This is a genomic window from Corynebacterium sp. TUM25015 (assembly GCF_056393505.1).
Genome location: NZ_CM150783.1, coordinates 2,148,910 through 2,165,897 on the forward strand (window position 1 = coordinate 2,148,910; position 16,988 = coordinate 2,165,897).

The 16,988-nt window shown below is 57.6% G+C and carries 11 protein-coding genes; 4 read left to right on the top strand and 7 right to left on the bottom strand.

Going from position 1 to position 16,988, the window contains the following annotated elements:
• The 4 genes from AC06DS_RS09690 to AC06DS_RS09705 all read right to left on the bottom strand — a co-directional run bounded on the left by AC06DS_RS09690 (position 1) and on the right by AC06DS_RS09705 (position 8,230).
• Positions 1-2,778, bottom strand: a complete 2,778-nt coding sequence (locus AC06DS_RS09690; RefSeq protein ID WP_473963683.1) for an ATP-binding protein — start codon at positions 2,776-2,778, stop codon at positions 1-3.
• A gap of 22 nt (positions 2,779-2,800) precedes the next feature.
• Positions 2,801-4,069: a metallophosphoesterase family protein gene (locus tag AC06DS_RS09695; RefSeq protein ID WP_477100635.1), complete on the bottom strand. Its 1,269-nt coding sequence runs from the start codon at positions 4,067-4,069 to the stop codon at positions 2,801-2,803.
• Between the two features lie 8 nt (positions 4,070-4,077).
• Positions 4,078-4,956: an SWIM zinc finger family protein gene (locus tag AC06DS_RS09700; protein WP_477100636.1), complete on the bottom strand. Its 879-nt coding sequence runs from the start codon at positions 4,954-4,956 to the stop codon at positions 4,078-4,080.
• Positions 4,957-5,113: 157 nt separating this feature from the next.
• Positions 5,114-8,230, bottom strand: a complete 3,117-nt coding sequence (locus AC06DS_RS09705) for a DEAD/DEAH box helicase (RefSeq protein ID WP_477100637.1) — start codon at positions 8,228-8,230, stop codon at positions 5,114-5,116.
• A 173-nt stretch (positions 8,231-8,403) separates the two neighbouring features.
• On the opposite strand from AC06DS_RS09705, the gene putP reads away from it, so the two are divergent.
• From putP to AC06DS_RS09720, 3 genes are all read left to right on the top strand, one after another.
• Positions 8,404-9,984: a sodium/proline symporter PutP gene (gene putP / locus AC06DS_RS09710; RefSeq protein WP_477100638.1), complete on the top strand. Its 1,581-nt coding sequence runs from the start codon at positions 8,404-8,406 to the stop codon at positions 9,982-9,984.
• Positions 9,985-10,142: 158 nt separating this feature from the next.
• On the top strand, positions 10,143-10,715 hold the full coding sequence (locus tag AC06DS_RS09715; protein ID WP_477100639.1) for an HNH endonuclease family protein: 573 nt from the start codon (positions 10,143-10,145) through the stop codon (positions 10,713-10,715).
• Between the two features lie 92 nt (positions 10,716-10,807).
• Positions 10,808-11,293: a hypothetical protein gene (locus AC06DS_RS09720; protein ID WP_473963688.1), complete on the top strand. Its 486-nt coding sequence runs from the start codon at positions 10,808-10,810 to the stop codon at positions 11,291-11,293.
• Positions 11,294-11,580: 287 nt separating this feature from the next.
• Here the strand turns inward: AC06DS_RS09720 and AC06DS_RS09725 are convergent, their stop codons facing one another.
• Both AC06DS_RS09725 and AC06DS_RS09730 read right to left on the bottom strand, forming a co-directional pair.
• Positions 11,581-13,734: a DEAD/DEAH box helicase gene (locus tag AC06DS_RS09725; RefSeq protein ID WP_477100640.1), complete on the bottom strand. Its 2,154-nt coding sequence runs from the start codon at positions 13,732-13,734 to the stop codon at positions 11,581-11,583.
• Positions 13,735-13,844: 110 nt separating this feature from the next.
• A complete protein-coding gene (locus AC06DS_RS09730) occupies positions 13,845-15,359 on the bottom strand; it encodes an FAD-dependent oxidoreductase (RefSeq protein ID WP_477100641.1) in 1,515 nt (504 codons plus the stop codon).
• A gap of 141 nt (positions 15,360-15,500) precedes the next feature.
• Here AC06DS_RS09730 and AC06DS_RS09735 point away from each other — a divergent pair, with 141 nt between their 5' ends.
• The gene (locus AC06DS_RS09735) at positions 15,501-15,989 is read left to right on the top strand and encodes a hypothetical protein (protein WP_477100642.1); all 489 of its coding nucleotides are present in this window, start codon (positions 15,501-15,503) and stop codon (positions 15,987-15,989) included.
• Between the two features lie 13 nt (positions 15,990-16,002).
• Here the strand turns inward: AC06DS_RS09735 and AC06DS_RS09740 are convergent, their stop codons facing one another.
• Positions 16,003-16,887, bottom strand: a complete 885-nt coding sequence (locus AC06DS_RS09740; RefSeq protein ID WP_477100643.1) for a hypothetical protein — start codon at positions 16,885-16,887, stop codon at positions 16,003-16,005.
• Between the last annotated feature and the right edge of the window lie 101 nt (positions 16,888-16,988).

Consider the following 16,988-nt stretch of genomic DNA (forward strand, 5'->3'; position numbering starts at 1 on the left):
TTAAGCTTCAGAAGCTCCCGATCCTGAGTTCTTTACGCTCTCGATACTCTGAAAATTCACGTTTGGAATCCGCGAGAATCGATCCTCGTCACAAGTCAGCACGATGATCTGATTGTCCCTACCCAGCGCACCGAGCACCTTGTTCATACTCTTCGACCGATCAGTATCGCTGAACCCCAGAACGTCGTCCAGGAAGATCGGCACACCGCTGCCATCGTGACCCACCAGCCGGGCAATCGCGAGGAGCTGCAGAATCTCCACCTGCTCCTGTGCACCTCCAGAGAGCTGTTCTTTGTCCAGACGCACACTGCCGATTGCGCGGCTTGAAACTTGGAACTTCTCGTCCACATCCAGATCCACATCGCTGCCGAAGACCATCCCAGAAAGCTTATTCAGAGCCTTTCGATAAGGCTCGGAGTACTTCTCCTGCATCCGCTTCCGCGATGCCTGAACCACCTCGTGCAACAGCTCCGCAGCATCCGCTTGCCTGCGCAATCTAGTAACCACACCCTTAAGGCGCTTCACCTCCGTTTCTGCTCGCTCCTTCGTATCTGCAGAGCCCCGAGCCTGTCCAAGCTTCGCATTCATTGCAGCGATATTCACACGGCATTCCTGCATTTGCTGACTGAGCATATTCAGCCGGCTTTGTGCCCCGTCGAGGCTTGCCTGCGCATCCGTAACGTCCCCAAGCTCTCCCACTTCTCGGCGCTTTGATTCCAATTCCGAGCGCGCCACTTCCACGGCCGCAATTGCCTGCGTTCGTTTCGTGCGTAGGTCTTCATCGGAGTGACGTTGACGAGCCGCCTCCAGATTCTTCGATGTCGCATCCAACTGCTGCTGCAGGCTCTCAACCTTCGCCTCATGTTGGATTTTCCGCTCGATTGCGTCACTGTTTTGCAGTGAAAGTAGCCGCTCACTGGCCGCATCGCGATCCCGGGTCGCTACCTCCAAGGCAGCGGTGGCTTCCGCATCGTCGATAGTCCCATCAGGCTCCGCATTGGCGTCACTTCGCAAGCTACCGCAGCTCTTCCGTAGGTCTTCCAGTTCGGCAGTAAGGCTACTTACCAGACTGTTGAGGTCAGACATCGAGCGCTTGCCAAGAGTGGCCTTGAGACTGGCTCGCAGGTCACGCAGGTTCTCCTCCTCCTCGTTACGTGCTCGCACAGCGCGTCCGAATTCCTCCAAAACTTCAGCGCGGGAGTCCTCCAGATCGATGTGCTCGCGCCCAACTGATGAAAGCTCCGCATTGACCTTCTGTAGCGCCTCGGTGACCTTCAAGTCGAGGTTGCTGGAATCCTGCGCTGGAGTCACACATACTTGGTATTCACCCAGCCCCACCGTCCATTCGGTGGTGACTTTCTTTTCCAGACCACCGTCCCCCAGTACCCTTTCCACCCCATCATCCACGACCGTGCCTCCGATCGGCCCGGTAATGTGCACGGCAGTCGCTCCGACATCGCGAATCTTGATCTGTGCTTCTAGATCCGAGATCGCTTCACGAATCCTCTGCTCCGCCTTGGGCGTTGCGGGGTCGCGATCTACCTTCTGTGCCAGCTCCGTGACCTTGGAGTCCAGCTCGATGGCATCATCGCGTTCCTCTGCAGCGCCATCCAGCTGCTCCTGCACCTCCGCTTCTTTCTTCAGCGCAGCAGCCAGCTTGGCACGCTTATCCGCCAATGCATAGGCAACATGGGCACTATCGAAGGCCTTCTGGGCTTCATTGCGCTCAGCCTGTTGTTCGTCGGCTTTCTTTTGGACGCCGCCAAGTTCCTCGGTCGCCGTCTTCAGTGACTGCTCCTGCTTCTCCAGCGCTGACTTCAGATTTTCCCGAGCTTCGAAGGCGTCGTCCCAACGCCCGACCTGATCGTGTTTCAGATCCAACTCGTTTTCCAAGGTGCGGAGAGTCTCCGCAACCTTCTTCGCGGCTTCCAGCCGCTGGACGCACTCGTCGTACTCCTTCTGTGCATCCGGTAGGTCGGCCTCCGCCTCCGCCCGCTGGGTCTGCAGGGATTCAATGTTGCGAATTGTCCCTTGAGCGTTGTTGTAATCACTCTCCGCAGTTGCCAGAGCTTCTTCCGCACTAGCAAGTTCCGCCTCGGCCTTCGCCAGTTCTCCCCTGGAGTTTCGGTTGCTTCGCCGATCCCGTAACTTCCTGTCCTCTTCGTCGATCAGGCGAACCAGTCTCTCTGCTGCTCCCTGATCGTCTTCACGGATGCCACCAACGGCGCCTACTGTGGCGTCATGAGCCTCACTCCCTTCCCCCACAGCGCGATCACCGGCAGTTCGAAGAGCTGAAGAAAGGGCGGGAATTGCAGTGAAATCTAGGGCATCCAAGCGTTCGCCCTGACTGACGAACAGCGCCTCGCGCAGCGCAGAATCTATGTTCTCGTTTAGTAGCGCGTTGAACTTTTCCATCGCAGCGACACCGTCGTAGTTACGTACGGAAGGACGCAGCACATCCAGCTTCGTTTTCTTTTTCTCGAAGTCCTTGGTGTACTCCACCTGGTACTCGCCAAGGCGCATGCGGGCGGTGATTTTCGGTTTTGAGCCTCCACCTACGGGGAAAAAGACACTAACCTTCCTGGAACCTGTCGAAACCTTCCAATCGGAAAGCAGCAACCCAAAGGCATTCATCAAACTGGATTTGCCGGCCTCGTTACTGCCGTAAACAACGGTCACTCCCGTCGCTTTAGGAGTGAAATGGGCAGAGCTGATACCTGCAAAGTTGTAGACTTCCAGGCTTTCCAAGACAAAGCTGGCCTGGTTAGAAGTTGTCATCTTCCTAAACCGTTCCTCTCCCCTAGTTGCCCTTCTCCGCGTGCTTGGCCAGCCGCACCAGCAAGCGCAGTGCATCCTGTGCACACTGGGATTTCCGCACCTGCTCTGGATCCTTACTCTTGATTTCGGCTATTGCCTTGAGTTCATGTGCTGCCTCACCAATAAAGCCCTGACCCAGCAGCCCTTCAGATAGCTCATCCTCATCGGGAATAACGTGCACATCCATTAACCGATCGCGTTCATATAGAGCTGCGAAGGTCGGCTTAAGTTTGGCCACTCGTTCGTCCAAGTAAGCAGCATCGTGAACGGACAGCATCCCCTCCAGCGAGTACTTGATAACGGTGGTGCGCTTGGCCTCGATAGCTTCCAACCGCCCCAGGAATTCATCAATATCCTCCGTTGAGTTCACTGTCGCGGCCACAGCCCTCAACGTCCACCCTCCCACCGGAATCTCTTCAACCTGCACCTGTGCCTGCTGCTCGGGGCGCGCCGGATCCACTGCAATGTCCACCACCAGCACGTTGCCAGAGTTCGATTCACCTCGGCCGTCCTCATCAACGAAAGCCGTGGCCTCGTGCGCACCGGAGTACCACACTCGTGCCTGGGTGCCGTCTGCATCTAGCGGCATCGTCGAGTGCGTATCTCCTAGCGCCACATAATCCACTTTGCGATCACGGCAGGCCTGGGCTGCATTGTCCACGTCGATGCAGTCGAGATCGTCTTTTTCACCAAAAGAGCTCACCCCACCATGCCCGACCAATACTCGAATACCTGCCCCCTCTATCGGCTCTAGCCCGCTCAGAGCGGCTGCAACCAGATCCTGTTCTGCGCTTTTCCCCTGCAGCGGCGCTCCCACGATTTCTAAGGTCACATTCCCCTCGTGGGCTCCGTCGGAGTTCGGCACCGCAATTGGCTGCGTGTCCTTGAGGACGAAAACGTTCGTCAACTCGTCGAATTCCTCCCTGTGGTACACGCTCGCCGCGTCCAGCGGATCGTGGTTACCTGGCAGTAGAAAAACGGGTACCGCTGAGCCTTTCAACACGTCGATGGCTCGACCGTAGATTTCTGGTTTCAGCAAGTTATTGTCAAAAACATCGCCTGCTACCACTACTGCGTCACATTCCTTTTCCCGTGCGAGCTCTAGCAGCTTCTCAATCGTAGATAGCCGCGATTCATCAAAACGCGACTGCGCCTCAGCACTTAAGTAATGCCTCTGCATCCCCAGTTGCCAGTCCGACGTGTGCATAATCCGCGCCCGGTGCGCGGACATTGCCGTCATTGGTTGTGCCATATCTTCCGCTACCTGTTCTTCCCGATCTCGTCGCTTTTATCGCGATCTATTTCGCCGTTTGCTCGTTCCGCTGCGTGATCCGTCGCTCTGCCACTTGCCTCGCCCGTAGTTTTATCAGCCCCGTCGGACAACCTAGTTTTATAATAGAACATAGGTTCGGATTTCTCGAGAGTTTCAAAACAAACTTCCAGCTCATGCGTAGCCTTGAGCTGATCCACCGCATGCCACGCGACCGAACGCATAGCCTCATTCAGCGCCTTCTGGTCCCCCTGTTCCAACCCGGATTCCCAACTCAACGGCTCCCAATCGACCGGCTCTGCCGCGGTGCCCCAAAACTCTGCCGAGTCCACCTGTTCTGACTGTTGTTCCCGCACCGTTCCGGCATTGCGCGCCTGAGGCTGCTTTCGTGGCGACGCCCCCACACCCCCGTTGCTCCAGCCCTGTACTGGGCGCAGCAGCTCCTGCGCGTTCAATCCCCGCCATCGCAGCAGAATACTGGGGTCCTTTTCCAGTCGCTCCGCAGCAGAATAAGCCAATGCCACCACGTGCTTGCAGATCGCGGACTTATCCGGGCACGTACAGCTCACTCGATTGACATGCCCGGGATGCAATAGCACTGAAGCCACATCCATACCCGGCGCGCCACCGCCCAGGATGGAACGAATATGCGAGCTATCGGAAAGCATCTCATCGTATACAAAGTCACGCTGCCGATCCGTGAGTTTGCGCAGGTGAATCGAAGTTTCAAAAGGCTCCAGCTGAGAACCGTCAACAAGGCCGGCAACCACGTTCTCGGCAAACTCCACGCTCAGTACCTTGCCGCCCCGGAAGTATTCCCGGCCACGCGCCAAGCGCCCCGAGTCCGTAGCTTTCGATACGGCCTCCATTAACTGCGAGCTTGCCCAGCTATCTTCCCCACGTATATGCGTGCCATGGGCATCCCGCAGCCGGTCCATTTCCTGTCGTCGTCTAGCCCCAAAATCGGCGAGCACCACATTTTCGCCCCATGTCGCGTCTGTGCGTGAGCGCCTTCTCGGTGGTTTGCTAACCATCGTTTTCCTCCAGCTGGGTGGACTCGCGCAGCTGAAGCAGTTCGCTCAGCTCGGCATCGCCAAGATTGGCGATCCAGCCCTCGCCTGCGCCGACGATATCGCCCGCCAGCTCGCGTTTGCTCATAATAATGTCGTGGATTCTCTCGTCGATGGTGCCCTGTACCACGAGCTTATAAACCTCCACGGACTTGTTCTGTCCAATTCGGTAGGCACGGTCGGTGGCCTGATCCTCAACGGCTGGGTTCCACCAGCGATCGATATGGATCACCACCGACGCCTCAGTCAGCGTGATGCCGGTGCCGCCCGCCCGCACCGAAAGGATCATAATCGGCGGTCCGTCCGCACTCTGGAAATCGTGAACCATCCGCGTGCGCTGTGCGCGCGACAGCCCGCCGTGCAGCACGGGTACCTCCACACCAAAGGTGGCCTCCAGCTCTGGTGCAAGCATCTTTCCAAACGTCGGGAACTGCGTAAACATCAGCACCTTTTTGCCTTCTTCTAGGGCATTTTCGGTGATTTCAAAGATGCGCTCGATCTTCGCCGAGCGATGTTTCCCCTCGGCCAGGATCCCCGACCCGTCGCCTGCGTAGTGTGCCGGATGGTTACAAATCTGTTTGATCTTCACCAGCGCCCCCAGGATATTCGCGCGCCGTTTGCCACCGGGTAGCTGCAGGCGCATCTCCATATCCTTAATGAACGACTCGTATAGCGCAGCCTGCTCCCTGGAAAGGGGAACGCGCTCCACAATGTCTTGCTTCTCCGGCAAATCCAGCCCAATCGCCGCATCGTCCTTCAACCGACGCAAGATAAACGGCTGAACCAAGCCTCGTAGCCTGCGCTTCGCTTCGTCATCTCCATAGCGCTCGATGGGTATAGCCAGGCGATTTTGAAATGCCGCTGCGGATCCGAAGATTCCGGGATTTGCGAAATCCATGATCGCGTACAGATCACTCAACCGGTTCTCCACCGGTGTACCCGTTAGCGCAATATGTGTGGCCGCTGGCAGGGAGCGCACTGCCCGGGACTGTTTTGTCGCCGGGTTCTTGATCGATTGTGCCTCGTCGGCTACCACCCTGCCCCACTGAACCTGCTGGTATCGGGCGGTATTGCGCGCCACTCGACCGTAAGTTGTCACCACCAGATCCGGTCGCTTCATTCCGCCTTCCAGCCCTTGGATTGTGGCGTCACCAAATTCTTTATCGTCCAACAACCCCGAACCGTGATCGACTAAGACCTCCAGACCCGGCACATGCAATGCAGCCTCCGCACGCCAGGCTTCCACAACTGTGGTGGGTGCCACGACTAAGGTGGGGCCTTCACAATCGCCAGCCTCGCGCTCCCATGCCAGTAGTGCCAGCACCTGCAGAGTCTTTCCCAAGCCCATATCATCGGCCAGAATCGCGCCGATGCGGTGGCGGTGCATCCAAGCCAACCAGTTCAAGCCCCGTCGTTGATGGTCGCGCAGTGTTGTCTGTACAGCGGCAGGCACATCTACGGGCTCAGGCGGATCCAACTGCGCTTCACCGTCCAGCAGCCTTGCGACCCATCCGTCGGCTTCCACGCGAAACTCGTGGTCAGCATCCACTATCTCAGCGGCGCTCAGCAGATCGGCTTCCAGGATGTCACGCACGCTCACAGTGACATCCCCAACAGCTTTTTCCTTTTTATCCTGCTGTTTCGTAACCTGTGCAAACCACTTGCGCGCAGCCAAGAGGGATTCCTGATCTAGGAATACGTACTCGCCGTTGATGCGCACAATCGCCTCAGCCGCGTTCAGCAGCTCTCGGCGCGTCGCCTCGTCGAGCCCCTCGCCGGCACCGTCAGCGCCATCAGCGTTACCCAGGCTAACCTCCCACGAGAAGTTCATCAGCTGATCCATGCCTAGCTTGCCAGCACCCGGCCCCTGGCCAACCGGCGTGGCTTTAGCCTTGACCCGCGGTCGCACTTTGCCCCACCCGCGTGGAATCATCACCCCGAACCCAGCCTTACGCAGCGCCGCCGCCCCGTGCTCCAGGAAGCTTGCCAGCTCGGAGATCTCCAGACTCGTCCCCAAGGTCGGCTGTTCGCTCGGCAGCTCTTCTGGACGCCACCATCTCCGCCCCTGCGGATTCGCGCCCATGTTGAGCCATGCCAGGAGACTGCGCAGATGCGGTTCGAAATCCGGCCATACATCTCCGGCACGATTGAGACCGCGGATGATCCTTACTTTTAACTCTTCGCCCACAGTGGCAGGGTTGATTGGCTCAGCAGGGCCACCATTCATCGAATGGGCTATTTGCAACCACCACGACGGTGCTACGGTCACATCGTCCTCACCCGCACCCTTTTGCTCGTCGGTTTGTTCCACTTCGGAGGGGGTCGACAACAAGAACAGCAATTGTCCAGCCTCCGCCTCCGCTTCCCGCCGCCACTGTCCCAGGCTGGCTACGGTGCTGGCTCCGCCTCTTCGAGTTGCCGTTCCCGTAGCGAGGGCGCGCACGAAATCCGACGTGAACTCCATGGGCTCGCGGCGCAAATGTGCCACGGCAATCCAGTGGGCGAACTCATCGGCCAGGCGCTCCACCACATCTTCTCCCCCGTTGCGCGTCAACACCCCGGGCACGCGTTCGCGGAACTGCTGCAACACACGCATGTGATCACCGGCGGGCGAAAGAGTCCAGCGTGGGAACCACTGATCGCCTACGCGCTCCATGCGCATCATCACACGCCCGGCAAGCACTGCTTCTTCAACGAAAGCACAGAGTTTCATAAGGAATTTAAGCTCCGGGGCAAACCCATCAATCAGTCCGACCTTAGAGGCAGTTTCTTCGATTGCATTTTTATGCACATATTCACATAACTGCCCCATTAGAGCGACCGATTCTTCGGGGGTCAAAGCTACCGCGGGTACCGGCAATTCCTTCACCCTTCCCCGTGGCGTAGAAAGCCAGATTCCTCCCCGATTACGCCAGGGGTGCATCCCCAGAATATCCATACAAACCGCTGGTAGATCCCCCATTTCCAGCTCGTCAATATCCATTACCACCCCATGCCCCTCGACACGCTCCACCCACAACCACAGCCCGCCTGAAGTTGGTGCAACTACGTGCATTTGATGCGTGAATCCCATGCTGGAAGTTTTACCATGTACGCCGGACACCCCTCGAAGCGCGACTACGTCCGCTAACGTGGATGTCGAGTTGTGCGCGTCACACTTGCGCGCGCCTTCTACACTTCGGAGCACAGAGAGCCCGAAAGCTGACGTATAGAACTTATACATTCAACTTGAGGAGATGACTGTTCGTGGCTGACCAAACATGGTTTGTCATAGCCATGGTGATCTATCTGATCGTCATGCTGCTGATTGGACTTTATAGTTTCAACCAGACCGACGAGTACGAGGACTACATGCTCGGCGGACGAAACCTACACCCCTTCGTTGCCGCCTTGTCCGCTGGCGCCTCCGACATGTCCGGCTGGCTCCTTATGGGCCTGCCTGGCGCGCTGTACATGCTCGGATTCTCCGAGATGTGGATGGCCATCGGCCTCCTCGTCGGCGCTGCGGTCAACTGGATCATTACCGCACCTCGCCTGCGCTCCTACACGGAAGTGGCGAATAACTCGATCACTATCCCCTCCTTCTTGGAGAACCGCTTCCACGATCGCAGCCACTTCCTGCGTATCGCTGCGGGCATCATCATCCTGGTGTTCTTCACCTTCTACGTGTCCTCCGGCATGGTTGCCGGTGGCCGCTACTTCGAGTCCACCTTTGAGGGCGACTACTTGACCGGCATGATCATCATCGCCGCCGTCACCGTTGGCTACACCTTCATCGGCGGCTTCCTGGCTGTGTCCTTCACTGATACCGTCCAGGGCTGCATCATGTTCGTCTCTCTGCTGCTGGTGCCCATTATGGCGCTGCTGCACATGGATGACCCGAGCGCTATCTGGACTTACCAGCTTGAGAACGCATATGGTCTCGAGTCCATCGAACCCAACCCCGACTGGTTCTCCCTGTTCACCGGCGTATCCTTCGTCACCATCATCTCCAACCTGGCATGGGGCCTGGGCTACTTCGGCCAGCCACACATCATCGTGCGCTTCATGGCACTGCGTGGCCCGTCCGATGCTCGCGCAGGTATGCGTTACGGCGTTGGCTGGATGTTCCTCTGCCTGGTCGGCACCGTCATGGTTGCCATCATCGGCCCGGCTTTCTTCGGCATGGATCCTTCCATCGCAATCACTGACCAGGAGAACTTCGAGACGATCTTCCTGGACATGGGTCGCATCCTGTTCCACCCGCTGCTCGCAGGCCTGATCTTGACCGCCGTGCTGGCCGCGATCATGTCCACGATTTCCTCCCAGCTGCTGGTTGTGTCCTCCGCTCTGATCGAGGACATCTACAACGGCCTTATCAACAAGAACGCCTCCGACCAGTCCCTGAAGAACCTCTCCCGCATCGCCGTGCTGGTTGTTGCCCTGCTGGCTGCATTGATTGCACTGAGCCCGGACTCCGGAATTTTGGGTCTCGTCGAGTTCGCCTGGGCTGGCTTCGGCGCTTCCTTCGGCCCGGTCATCCTGGGTGCACTGTTCTGGCGTCGCCTGAACGCCACAGGTGCAGCCGCTGGCCTGGTCACTGGTGCAATCGTCGCCTTCCTTTGGGGTGGCCTGCCACAGTTCGGCGTCATCGACAAGCCATTCGACCTATACGAGATGATTCCGGGCGTTGCCCTGAACGTGATTGTCATGGTCGCCGTAACCCTGATGACCAAGGCTCCGTCCAAGGAAATCACCGATACCTTCGACCAAGCAATCAAGCTGTCCAAGGTTGCTGCCAAGAAGGATATCGACTTCGAGGAAGCCGCAGAGGTTGCCGCCAAGTAGCCTTCGCAGGCTAACCGTCCAAAATAAGGGCGAACCTTTCTAGCGTCGCTGCAGTATAAAGCTGCATGCGGCGCTTTTTCTTTTACTCCCTCCGCCCTTCCCCTTTCACCTCCTACTGCTTATTTCTGGTTGTACTGCTATTTGGGGTTTATTGGGTGGTGACGCCACATTCTCCCCGCCCGCAGGATCAGCGCACCGTCGCAGAGTACCTACAACATATTCACCAGATCCCCGCCCGACCGCGGGTACTGGGATATTCTCGCGATCGCTTCGGCGATGGCTGGGGGATGCAGGTCACCGAACTTGGCACTTGCGATACGCGGCACCTGTTGCTGGTGCAAGCATTCGGGGGCTCTACTGGAGGGTGTGCGAGTACTCGCGGAAGAGACGGGGCAATGGAGCAAGGGGGCGTCGATCCCTATACGCACCGCACGATGAACCGCCATAACGTCGATGTCGACCATATCGTTCCGCTGGCTGCTGCATGGGATCTGGGCGCTTATGCATGGCCGGACGCACGTCGCCGAGAATTTGCGAACGATACGTTGCGCAACCTGGTACTCACAGCGTCCGAGGTCAACCGGGAAAAGTCAGACTCGACCTTGAGCGAATGGCTGCCTCCGGTGAATCAATGTGGCTACTGTGCACGCTTTATTCGGGTGATCGGTGAATATGGTCTTGCGATGACTGTGGCGGATTTGCAAGCCGCCCGAGATGCCTGTGACTTGTAGTCCACATCAGCGAACAAAGATTTTAGGCTAAGGCACTTTCAAAAGGCCCGTCAAAGTGACAAGTCACCAATCAATCTGCCAGAGTAGGAGGCATGTCTACCCTTATTGTTGCACTTCACGTTCTGACAGCGATCCTGCTGATCGGCCCCGTAGCGATTGCTTCCTCCATGTACGCGCCCCAGTTCCGCAAGGCACAATCCGGTGATCCCGCGGCCGTCGGCGCGCTGCGCCTGGTGCACCGCATCACCCGCTCTTATGGCTTTGTTTCCTTGCTGGTCCCGGTGCTGGGCTTGGTCGCATTCTTCACTGTCGATGGTGCGATGAAGAACCATGCACTGCACTTCGCCCTACTTTTGGCCATTATCGCCTGGGGTGTGCTGATTACCCTGGTTATCCCCCGCCAGCGCCAGGGTTTGGTGGTCTTGAACGCTGTGGAGGCTGGTGACGCTCCTGCCTCCGAGGCTGAGACTGCCAAGGCAACTAAGGCAGACGCCTCTAAGATCCCAGGACAGGCTGCTATGTTCGCCGGCATCTTCAACCTGCTGTGGCTCATCACGGCGATCCTGATGTTCTTCTAAACCCCAAGGGTTTCAAAAAATCCCGCCCAGGTGCTTTTCAGGCAACCTGCGCGGGATTTTTGTATAGCTATCCGGCGCTGTAGACAGACTGCGTAGACACGAATCGCGCGTCGATGTCGCTAGATCAGGAATCTGTTAAAAGCAATAATTCCCATTACTGAAAACGTCCAGGTCAGAGCGTCGCCAAAATTCTCTTCTTCGCGAGAGGCTCGGCAGATTCACGATATAACGACATTTCTGCCCCGGACCCCGGACACCCCCGATGCCCTGACGCTACAACCTCCGCCTTAGCGGCGTCCGCCGCGGTGGCCGCGCTCTCCCTTGAAACCGCGTCCGCCGCGATCATCACGGTCATTACGTCCACGACCGCCATTGCCACGGTGGTCACCACGGCCGTTCCGCTCGTTTCGGTCGTTCCAATCATTCCTGCGATTACGGCCTCCACGTCCACCGCGATCATCACGGTCACCACGGTGGCCGCCACGTCCACCGCGATCGCCGAAGTCATTGCGATGCTGACGCTTGTGGCTCCCCGGACGACCAGTCGGAGCACCGGGATCCGGCTCAATATTGATCAGCTGGCCAGAGACGCGGGTTTGGTCCAGTGCGTGGAACACTTCAATCGGTAGATCCGCCGGCAACTCCACCAGGGAGTGCTCGGCAAAAATACTGATTCGACCGAAGTCGCGGGAGCTCATGCCGCCCTCATTTGCCAGTGCACCAACGATGGCACCGGGGCGCACACGCTGCCGGTGCCCCACCGACAGGCGGTACACAGCAAGCTCCTTACCATTGCGATCCTTAATGCGCGGAGCTTCCTTATTGAAGCGCTCGTCGAAAGGCTTATATGCTCCGCCTCCGCTACGGGAATCGTCACCGTAGCGATCGTCGCGACGGCGACGCGGACGCTCCTCCTTCGGCTTCTCCTTCATTAAGAAGTCCTCACCAGCCTGCAGCTGCGCAGCCAAGGCAGCGGCGATATCCGCCAACTCCACCTCGTTAGACTCCGAGTATTCCTTCACCAGATCACGGAAAATACTGATCTGTGGGTCGGCCAGCGACTCAGTCAGGCTATCGCGGAACTTCTCCTTGCGAGCCTCATTCACCGCGTCCACAGTCGGCAGCTCAATCTCATTCAACCGAGACTTCGTTGCCCGTTCGATGGCCTTCAACAAACGACGCTCACGGGGCGTCACAAACAAAATTGCGCGGCCTTTACGGCCTGCACGCCCCGTACGGCCAATGCGGTGCACGTAGGATTCCGTGTCGTGCGGAATGTCGTAGTTGAACACGTGTGTGATGCGGTCGACGTCCAGGCCACGAGCAGCAACGTCCGTCGCTACGAGAATATCCAGACGACCGTCCTTCAGCTGATCCACAGTGCGCTCGCGCAGATTCTGCGGAATATCACCATTAATTGCCGCAGCGTTAAAGCCGCGAGCACGCAAACGCTCGGCCAGCTCCTCGGTCTCGTTCTTGGTGCGCACGAACATGATCATGGCCTCGAACTCAGTGACTTCGAGAATCCGGGTCAGCGCGTCCAGCTTGTCCCGGTGGCTAACCAACAGGTAATCCTGCTCGATGTTTTCACTCGTCCGCTGGGCGGCCTTCACCGTGATTTCCTGCGGATCATTCAGGTACTGCTTCGACAGTCGGCGGATGCCAGAGGGCATCGTCGCGGAGAACAAAGCCACCTGCTTTTCGCTGGGGGTATCTTCCAGGATGCGCTCAACATCCTCCTGGAAGCCCATGTTCAGCATCTCGTCTGCCTCATCAAGCACCATGAAGCGGAGCTCGGAAATATCCAAGCTGCCCTTCTCCAAGTGATCAATCACACGACCCGGGGTGCCCACCACAATGTGCGCACCGCGTCGCAGACCAGAAAGCTGCACTCCATAAGCTTGCCCACCGTAAATCGGCAGCACGTGAATACCACCCAGGTGCTCAGCAAAAGACTGGAAACTCTCTGCGACCTGCAGAGCAAGCTCGCGGGTCGGTGCCAGCACTAGAGCCTGGGGATGACGCTTCGACACGTCAATGCGCGACAGAATCGGCAGCGCGAATGCCGCGGTCTTTCCGGTGCCGGTCTGCGCAAGGCCAACCACGTCGTGGCCTTCCATCAGCACTGGAATCGTTTCTGCCTGAATTGGGGAAGGTACTTCGAAGCCGACCTTCTTGACTGCAGCTAGTACGTTATCGGGCAATCCCAGCCCGTTGAAAGAGCGCTGCTGCTCTTGGTTGTCCTCTGGAACTTTCACTTCAGCGTTCTCAGACTCCACTGCTTTATCAGTCGCACTTTGTGGCTCTTGTGGCTTTTGATTATCCACGGCAGAATCCTGGGAAGGATTCTCCGAGATGCCACCCTGCAGTTCATTCTGAGATACCCGCTCGTCATTGACCGGCTGGTTTACGTCGCCGGTGACGTTTTCAGTATCACTCATCGCTGTCCAAGCCTACGCCCACTTGAGCGATAAAGCGATTCACTGCGCACAGTCACTCCCCTGGCCTTTATCGCAGGTCTTCCCACAGTTCTGTAGCACTCCCGCGGTACTTATTCCGTTAGCTTGGAAAGTACGAAATTTGCAGCTCGCTGGCCGCTGCGCAATACGCCGTCGATGCTCGGCGTGGCATGCTGAGCGCCCGCCAAAGCAATGCGACTTCCCTGGAGCTCGCGGTCGCCCAGATTCTTACCTATGCGTTGCAAACCTTTTGGTCGGATCAGCGGGATGGCGTCGATAAACGATTGTTCGGCAACTAGCTCCCAACTGGAGGAATCGACGCCGAATAGCGAACCCAAACCGCGCTGCACTTCTGCAACCGACGGCACCTGCGAGGGATTTCCGCCCTGTGGATGCACATGATTGCAGGCCACCAAGTGCTGTCCCGGCGCATAACCGGGTGCAACTGCTGTAACTTCCGTAGCGGAGGTAATGGGTGTCTTACGCGTGCCGTCGACAGTCATTAGTCCTTCGGCGATCACGGGTTCTTCGGAAATAAACCACCAAGAAGACACGCTGGTGGTGGGCACCTTCGGCGACCCCAACAATGCAGTTTCGTGCCGTGGATCGACGGCGACGATCACATGGGAAAAGTGCTCGGTTACCTCTCGATCAGTCACTGTACGGGAGGTCGCAGGGTGGTTACCCCCTGCCCCATTTGTGCCATCTTCTGCGGATTCCCCGACCGTGATCAGCACCCCATCGCCAGTTTCTTCGATGCTTGTCACCGGCGAGTTAAGGCGGAAATCCGCACTAGGCACTCGGGCCAGCGTTGTCGCCAGATCCCCCATCCCATTTTCCAATACGGCTCGGTTGCCTCGCAGCATCGTGCCGATCATCCATTTAGCGAAGATCGCAGAGGACTCACCCTCGGAGTCAAAGAGGAATGCCCGCAGCAGCGGATCAATCGCCACACACCGAGTGCGTCGGTGCACGCCTCGCTGGTCAAGGGACTCACAAACTTTTACATCTTCATCGATGTGGCGCTGTTTGATCTTTCTAAGTTCCAGACTGGAGCGATGCGAAAGCTCAGACTTCAGCCATCGACGCAGCGCCACAAGGTCGCGGAAAGATAGCGCACTACGCACATTGGAGCGCATCAGGCTGGGGATCAGGTGGGGAGCGCGGATGGGATCGCAGATCAGGGCCAATCCATCCTCAGTCAGAGTTTGAATAGCCGGTTGAAAATTGCGGATCCCCAAGGATGAGTACTCTCCCGGCTGCAGAATCTCTTTTATTGAGGGGTACCAAGAATTGAGGGTTTGCAGGCCGTGGTCAACGGTTACCCCGTCAATCTTTTCGGAACGTACACGCCCACCGAGCCGATCACTGGCCTCGAAGACAGTGCATTTCACGCCACCCTTATGCAGGGTTCGTGCAGCCGCTAGCCCAGCCAGCCCACCGCCTACGATCGCCACGCTACCCGGTGCGCTGTGTGTCGCCTCCGCCATGTCGCTGCTCCCGAAAACCGTCGTTTCTTTATCGCTGTTGCCAGCTAATTCTTCGCCCATGCTATCGCACAAAACGTCGCGGACTATCGCGTGCCACACCTTCCTAGTTTGGTACATGTGTTCTATTCTTGTTCTAGGTGACGCCCCCCTGTCCACCTCGCTATCTAAAGTGCACCCATGAACAAAGACCACCGCTGACGGGTCTCCATCACGAATGTCCCCCACTACCCGTCCCCGACTACAAGGAAGTGAGTCAACATGAAGTCCCGTATCACCACTCAGCGCGCCCCCATGAGCACCTCCAATATTCGGCGCTTCAACCTGAGCGAACCTCATAGAGCCGCCAACGAAGCTCGCGGAATGCTGCGGCATCCGCGCAGTCTCATCCGCATTACACCTGGTTGGCGCGCTCCCCGCTTTGCGTTACGAGCGGGTGGCTCCACTGCGCTGGTCCATGTTTCACGGCGCAGAATATCGCCGTTGATGTGGCGCCGACTAAGTCAGCAGCAGCCGCCAGAAGGAGAGGATCTGTTCCTGGTCACGGTCTCCGTGGAATGTCCGAAGTGGATGACTAGCGAATCAACTCGGCTACTGGAGCTCACGCTCGACCGAGCATGGATCGTGCGGGAAGATCCGCAGGAGACCCGTGATCGCCACAATCAAGCGCAAGTTAGCTTGACGTGGCATGGGTTGATGACTCAGCGAGATCTGCTTTCAAAGGAAGGCTCTACCCCACGAGCTGCCTAACGGCACTCACCCTTTAACGCTTTTCTTCAGCGTCGTCCTCTTCAGCGTCGCCCTCTTCAGCGCCAGTGTCTTCGTCGTCTTCGAAGTAGTCATCATCGAAGTCGTCGTCCAGCTCGTCTTCGAGGTCTTCAGGGAAGTCCTCAGCGAAATCCTCGTCGTCCGCCTCGAAAAGGGGGCGCATTCCGATCTCGTCGTCGAAAGGAACCAGCAGTTCCTCCCACTCAGTTGCCTGTACCTGCGCCACTGCCAACGCATCGAAGAGCTGATCGAAGTCCTTGAACGTTCCCAGTTCAAGGACTTCCTGGGTCATCTCAGCGGCATCTTCCAACACGTTTCGGTACATGACTTCACGCTCGAAATCAGTCAGGCTTTCATCGCCTTCCAGCTCCGCAACCGCCTGATCAACCAGCTCGTCGTAATCCTCACCGAAGGTCACAAAAGAGACTGTTGCCTCTGGCTCATCAGTACCGGAACCCAATAGCACCGTGATCAGAGATCCATTGCCCACTTCCGCACGAACCATCATTGGTTCGATTAGATCCTGCTCAAACTCCAGGTCAGAGATCCGATCATCTGTCCCCTCAAGAAGGTCGTGCAGCACGGTAATGCACTGGTCGGTCGCAATATACTGCGCGACTACCGCAACCGCCGCCTCGACAGAAAACACCACGCCAACAAGGCTGGCTTCGAACTCCTCGATGCCCGCTTCCTCGTCCAACTCCCCCTTAGCCATAAACACATTCGCCGAGTCAATCCCCGCCGTCGTGCCGGTTTGCTCAATCTGCTGGAACTGAATTTCCAGTTCCGGGGCGATGGGCACGAACAACATTCCGTCATTTACTCGCGACTCAATGCCCTCAGTATCCAGCGCTTTAGCAATATCCTCGTAGAAACCCACAGCCAACGTCTCCTAGTGTTTTAGAGGTGTTTGAGAGGTGTTTTAGCCCAGAGCGACACGTGCATTCCGTGACTTGGGCACCATAGTAACCCGATCCGCTC